Source organism: Xenorhabdus sp. NBAII XenSa04 (assembly GCF_963866145.1).
Taxonomy (GTDB): Bacteria; Pseudomonadota; Gammaproteobacteria; order Enterobacterales; family Enterobacteriaceae; genus Xenorhabdus; species Xenorhabdus indica.
Window position 1 is genome coordinate 2,305 of the sequence record NZ_CAWMEB010000110.1, and the last position, 6,272, is coordinate 8,576.

Here is a 6,272-nt window from a genome sequence, read left to right on the forward strand (position 1 = left end):
ACTGGTAGCACTTTCATAATAACTACCCCATGTTTTACGGTCTCCATAATCATCAGTATTAACATCAAGTTTAATTGATTGGTGATATTCATGATTTTTCATTATAAAGAAATTACCTGACAATAAGTTAATATGTATTTTAGGAAAGTACTTATTAACAAGATCTTGTCTTTTTTTAACGGAAAATAAATAAATTGAAAATTGAAAATTAGAATTACTTTCATTTTTAGTCAAATCATCAATGACTTTTTTTATATAATAAAAATTAGCAATGCTGAGATCTAATTCATGTAAAATATTAAAACCATATTCAAATTCATAATTTTCAATATGTAATGAAAGTTTATTTAACATTTCTTTCCTATGTACGAAAATTGAATTATTCATTTTATTTCACTTAGATAAATAGTTATGTTGTAAGTCTTACCAAGATCAGTATTAATATTGTGCAGGTATAGAAAAGCTAGCACTCATTATGGTTAAAATATAACCTAAGACCCATTGCGTGCTTTAACTATTTCTTTGGCTTCACCAAGTTGAGTCAAAACCTTGTGTGGAAGATAAACAGTATATTTAGGGACAATCTAGGCAATTCCGGACTTAAATTTAACATCTAATAAATTTATATATTGGATACTACGTTAAGTTATAACTAGAATTTTAATCATATTGCGTATTACCACGAGTGGAGATCACCCAATAGCATTCATCAGATCAGGTAATAATATTTTCTCAGATCACTCAATAGCATCGATTTCATACTTAGATTCATTTATATAATGATATCCTCCAGTACATTCATATTAAAATACAATCATTTAACGAAAAATTTTATGCTTACCCCGCCACGATTTTCGGATATTATTTCAACAAGCATCAACCCTATCTCTTTCTACATATATACCCATATTCTTTTAATTTCCTCTTTGTTGAGCACGTTCACTTTATCTATACTCCCGGGGATTATTTCTCCTGCCGTCGCGATGCGATTTGAAATTCATTGGGTATATATAATGGTAATTATCTATTACACATTAAATAATGTCTGTTATCATTTTTCAAAACAACCACGTTTTTAGATAAATATTTGACAATGAATTAGTACCCATTATTAATATAATCCTTGCAAGCACGGATGTCATTTTCTTCTATATTTTATATCTAACTTAAGTGTTAGATATTGTTTTCCAGTAAAATAATTTTAACTAATTATTAGGTGGGGCTAAGTTCATTGTTTATTTTAACTAATTGAGTTAATTGTACTTTCATTAAAATAATACAGATAAAAAAATCAAAATAAAATAATAAAAATCCACAATGTATATCAAATACAATTAGTTGACTTCAAGGGGGGTTGCGCCCAATTCAGCGAAAAGTTCCATGATGTTAAAATTATCTAATAATTTCAAAGTCTTGAATGAAAATAACCAGCCAACTTCCTCGTAATCATCATACCCATCACTATCATCCATCTTTGATTCGAGCAGAGGGTCTACATTTTCTAGCAGACTGTCAAGACTGAATGTGCCGCTTTGTTCTGCGAAGGTATAGTTCCCTGCCAACTGGATATGGCTCCAGGCCACTGGGGAGAGATTGGCCAGTATTTCAATTGCCTCGCTGTTACCTTGTTTTTCAAATCGTTCTACTAGTCCGGATAACAAGGCTGAATTGTAGTAGATAATGCAATTGGCGATCAGACGGGCGCAATCGTTCCATTGTTCAACCTGATAATCATTTCCGCCTCGAAACTGATTTCCATTGACGGACGCGATAGCTCTTCTGAGCTGATGATAGGCTTCTCCCCGATTCAATGCCTGTTGTACAAACTGTCTCAGTGTCTGATTGTCCACGTATTCAAGCAAATAGATACATTTAACTAACCTGTCATACTCACGTAGGGCAGACAATGTCGAGTGAGTTCTCTTGCCATTTGACAGCTTTCTGACCACGGTGCTCTGATTGGTTGCCTTGCGACTCAATGAACAAACAATATGCTGGATACGTTCCCATTCATCCATGATGAACTTGCGTTTTATCGGTTTTTTCAAAGAAATATGGAGTTTTTCACCCAGCAAGGTGATATCGAACAATTCTTCAAAGATTTTTTTGAACTTGGCATAACGAGGGGCAAACTGGTAACCGAAAATATCCAGCAAGGCAAAATTGACATTATTGATCCCATGATTATCCGTCGAAACCGAGAACGGCTGGATATCACTGCTGTTGTTATAGAGCAGGTCAAAAGCAAAATGCCCCTCAAACTCATTCGGGGCGTTCACGGTAGTATTGATTGGAACATGATTGACGACCAGCGATAATGCTGATACCCCTTTACCTTTACGGAAATACTTGGCAGAAAAGCGAGCCTTGAATGTGTTTATCCGGCAACCGTGTTTTTGTCCATCGATACTGCCAAAAGGTGCGGCCTCATTGAGGGTGTAATACTTGAATATAGATAAGCGGGCGATCGCATTGGAAATAATATCATTGGCGGCATGGGTCGTTTCCGGCCGGATATAACTATCATTGACCGCCCGGAGTGCTCCTACGCTGCGATCGGAAACGGCGGCTATTCGATGCAGGCCATAGTTTGCTCCGTTGCCGAAAATACAGGCTATCAAATCACCTTCCCGTGTCTTTGACTTTTTCTTATAGGTTGTCATGTTTTTAAGGGCGCTGAGATAACCTGTTTTGCGGTTGACGTAACTCATGATCTCAGTAATTCCTTTGTGCTTGAGCTGGCTGTAAACCGGGTTGTCAATACCGGTTTTCCAGCGACGGTTCGCCAGACTCCATGTCAGACGATTAGAGCGGGGCTGGCATTTTACGAAATCATTGGCATCAGCATTAATGTCAGCTGTTACGCGATCAAGCAAGGTATTTAACCTCATTTCCAATTGCATCAGCGTCTGGTTAATGGGATCACTCAGACGATTAAGTCCTGTTTTTTCAATCAGCTCTGTTTTTTCCGTCATCCAGACATCCACCGGAATAAGGTCATCTTCCAGACGTTTATTCTTTTCACTCTCACTCACATAGATCCTGCCGCTGTTGATCATATGATCAATCCGGTGATACAAATAGAACTCAAACCGCTGGAGATGAACCTCATCGCCCTCAAGAAGATAACGCCGGTCGCGTGGGCGGATGAATTCCGGCGTCACACACGTGATCCGTTTGTGTTTGTCCAGATCAGCTTTTGCTGTGGTTATTTGTTCAGCCATCAGAGGCTGGTCAGGGGAACACTCAATATCGATAGCCCTGAACAGCTTGCGCAGAGAGTTTGATGTTCTGCGGGCGTGCTTGTCGGTGTATTGCCATTGGTAGTCAACCAGATCAAAGTTCTCCTTACAAAAATGCTGGCTGATTTTTCTCATATCAGCTTCATCAATCAGTGAAAATGCCTGCTTACGAATTTCACCAAACGGAACACTGTCACTGAGTGTATTATCAACAAATAAGCTCAGAACGTTGCCGGCATACTTAAGCTTATTTCTGACCACTTCCAGTTCTTCAGCGACTTTTTGCTGGGCAAACGTTTTTGCGGATTCATGATGTTTTGTTACAAGATGGCAAAATGCGGTCACTAACCTGTCATTGTTTTCCCGGTATCGAAAAAAGAGATAACAACTCAGATAGAGCAGCCCCTGCCACTTGGGCATTCGCCTGATTTTATAAACTGGACGGTGCCTTACAACGGAGGCATAATAGAGCATGTTTCCACGGGATAATCGAAGAGCCTCGATCAGAGATTTTAATTCAGGGTAAATACTTTTTATGGTTCTGTGCGTATTCAGTTCACGCTCCAGTTCTGATGGCGAAAAGCTGCGGGCTGATCCCTTATATCCGGACAGGCTGTTAAGCAGCCCTTTGTCTGCCATGATGCTCTGTAAGGTGTGAACCGTATTTTCCGACATTTTTCGGGACAGAATGGCTTCGGTTCGCTTTCTTTCGGCACTGAGTGTCCGGGTGACAAGCGTCTGGATAGTACTGTATGCCGGAAGGGCAATACGTTGCTGACTAAAGAATGCGATACATTCATCGAACATGTATCGGGGATCAGTATAGATGGTTGCGACATCCTGGAGACGTAAGACCAGATTGTCAGTCATGGAGGTTGTTAGCTGCTCAAAACTAAGCAAGGCCAGAACCTGACTGATTAACCGGGATCGGGTTGATTTGACCAACTCAGTGTACCGTGGTTTTGCACCTGAAAAGTAGGTCTGGCAAATATACTGAACATCCGGTCTGACGTCCTTCAAATGGAATTTGGGAATAACTGGCTTAGCCCGGAAATACCCAATAAAGAGAATGAAATAAATACGGTTTTCGAGTTTCTCCATTGCGCGGATGTGCTCAAGAAGTGTGTCATTCAGGGCAAAATATTCTTCACGTTCTGTCTGACTGAATTGCGGTCGGCGATACAGCTCATCAATTTCATCGGTTTTAAGAATTTGTATCCGGCTTGGGCGCGTCGGCTGCATGTTTTTCCTTGATAGATCTTTTTACCAAAAGAGGTTGTCAAAAACGTTCACGGCGAGTGCTGATAGGGTGTACTTATTTGTCATTGTTTATTTTCAATATGTTGGCTTACTGGGGTATTGAGTAAGTAGAACGTCTTATGTTCGATTGTACGAAAAAGAGCTTAACGTAGGATATTTTCCGAATTCCAAGCGCACCCCTATAATGCACCAAAATAATGACACCATGTATAGTGAACTGATGAAAACCCATATGCGGATTTACGGATACTTGAGGGCATCAACCGATGAACAGGATGCTTCAAGGGCAAAAGATGAGCTGATTGAGTTTGCAAATGGATTGGGAACTCAGGTTGCTTGCTGGTTCGAAGAAAATGAATCCGGTGCCCAACTCCATCGGGTCCTGGGTGAGTAGACCTATCCGGTCACCCAGAACCCCATAAACGTCCTGTGGGTCGTCGCTGGCGCATGGACGAAACCTATATCAAAATCAAAGGGCAATGGCGTTACCTTTACCGGTCGGTTGATACCGACGGTCAGACGATTGACTTCCTGCTGACCGCCCACCGCGATGCAACGGCAGCCCGGCGTTTTTTCCGTAAAGCAATACGCCAGCACGGCAGACCCGCCGTTGTGACTATTGATAAAAGTGGAGCTAATACCGCCGCGCTCTCCCTCCTCAATGCCGGCAAATCGCCGCAGGAGGTGATTGAAATCCGGCAAAATAAATACCTGAATAACCGCATTGAACAAGACCATCGCCATGTCAAACGCCGGATCCGTCCGATGCTGGGATTTAAATCGTTCCGCCGGGCGCAAACGTTGCTGGCGGGGGTAGAACTCGTTGCCATGCTTCGAAAAGGCCAGTATCGGCAAGAGGAAGGTGAACGATTATCCGCGGCGGAACAATTTTATCGCTTGTCAGTATAAAAAACAATCACTCGCGGAATCTCTGATTAACTCGCCGTTAATGCGACAGAACCTTAAATATAATGTGATTATCGTTAAGCAAACAAAGCTGAAAAACAGATTTAGCGAGATCAATACCGAGAATTTTATGATATATGATGGACGCTCCCATAAAATGAATATACTTATTTCATTTTGGTACAATTGACGCCATACGGGACGTCCATCTCATCAGATCAAGTCTGAACTACTACAGTGTAGACATAGGAGAAAATTTACTCTTCCATGTCTACCATGTGTTTTTTTCAAAATACACACAACAATTAGTATTGTAAAGTGTATTGAAATTTGAAAATATTTATTGATCCGTATTTAGACTTACGTTGCTAACTATATTGTCAGCCAAGTGTATATCTAACTTTTTGTTATTGTGAAAACAAGATAAGAATGTTATGTATTTTGACATACCTATGCCAGAAAGATCAGTGATAGTAACTGTTTTATTTAAGTCTGAATTTTTCACTACAACGGTAGCATTTCCTGCTTTCGAATTAATTTCTATTTGTGTCACATCACATTTACTCATTGTTGATTCAATACTGCTAACTGGAACTTTATAGCCATCTGTCATATTATTTACCTCATTTTATCTTACGGGTTCTATTGTCAATTTAAGAAGGTAAGCCAAATCTAATTTTTCATTATTTTGGTCATCTACCATTCTATTTTTAGTCATTTATAGTTTATATAAATAAATCAAACATGTTAATTTCTTATTTTATAAATCAAATAAAATTTGATTTTAGGGAACTTCTAAAAACTATCCCATGAAAAAATCAGGTCAGTTTTATAGCCATCCGTCATATACCAATCGTCATTGAA

General features: G+C 39.7%; 4 protein-coding genes and 1 pseudogene. 2 read left to right on the forward strand and 3 right to left on the reverse strand.

Going from position 1 to position 6,272, the window contains the following annotated elements; all coding sequences use genetic code 11:
* A partial coding sequence (locus AAC147_RS05735) for a hypothetical protein (RefSeq protein WP_197056432.1) occupies positions 1–354 on the reverse strand: 354 nt, incomplete at its 3' end.
* Between the two features lie 980 nt (positions 355–1,334).
* Positions 1,335–4,484, reverse strand: coding sequence for a Tn3 family transposase (locus tag AAC147_RS05740; protein ID WP_047685922.1), 3,150 nt, complete (start codon positions 4,482–4,484; stop codon positions 1,335–1,337).
* A 202-nt stretch (positions 4,485–4,686) separates the two neighbouring features.
* Between AAC147_RS05740 and AAC147_RS05745 the strand changes: the two genes are divergently transcribed.
* Positions 4,687–4,896: a recombinase family protein gene (locus AAC147_RS05745; protein WP_047685924.1), complete on the forward strand. Its 210-nt coding sequence runs from the start codon at positions 4,687–4,689 to the stop codon at positions 4,894–4,896.
* Between the two features lie 23 nt (positions 4,897–4,919).
* Positions 4,920–5,411, forward strand: a pseudogene (locus tag AAC147_RS05750) (IS6 family transposase); the annotation flags it as partial.
* A gap of 337 nt (positions 5,412–5,748) precedes the next feature.
* On the opposite strand, the gene AAC147_RS05755 reads toward AAC147_RS05750, so the two are convergent.
* Positions 5,749–6,021 carry a hypothetical protein gene (locus tag AAC147_RS05755; RefSeq protein WP_047685925.1) on the reverse strand — a complete coding sequence of 91 codons (273 nt, stop codon included), beginning with the start codon at positions 6,019–6,021 and terminating at the stop codon, positions 5,749–5,751.
* Positions 6,022–6,272: the final 251 nt, after the last annotated feature.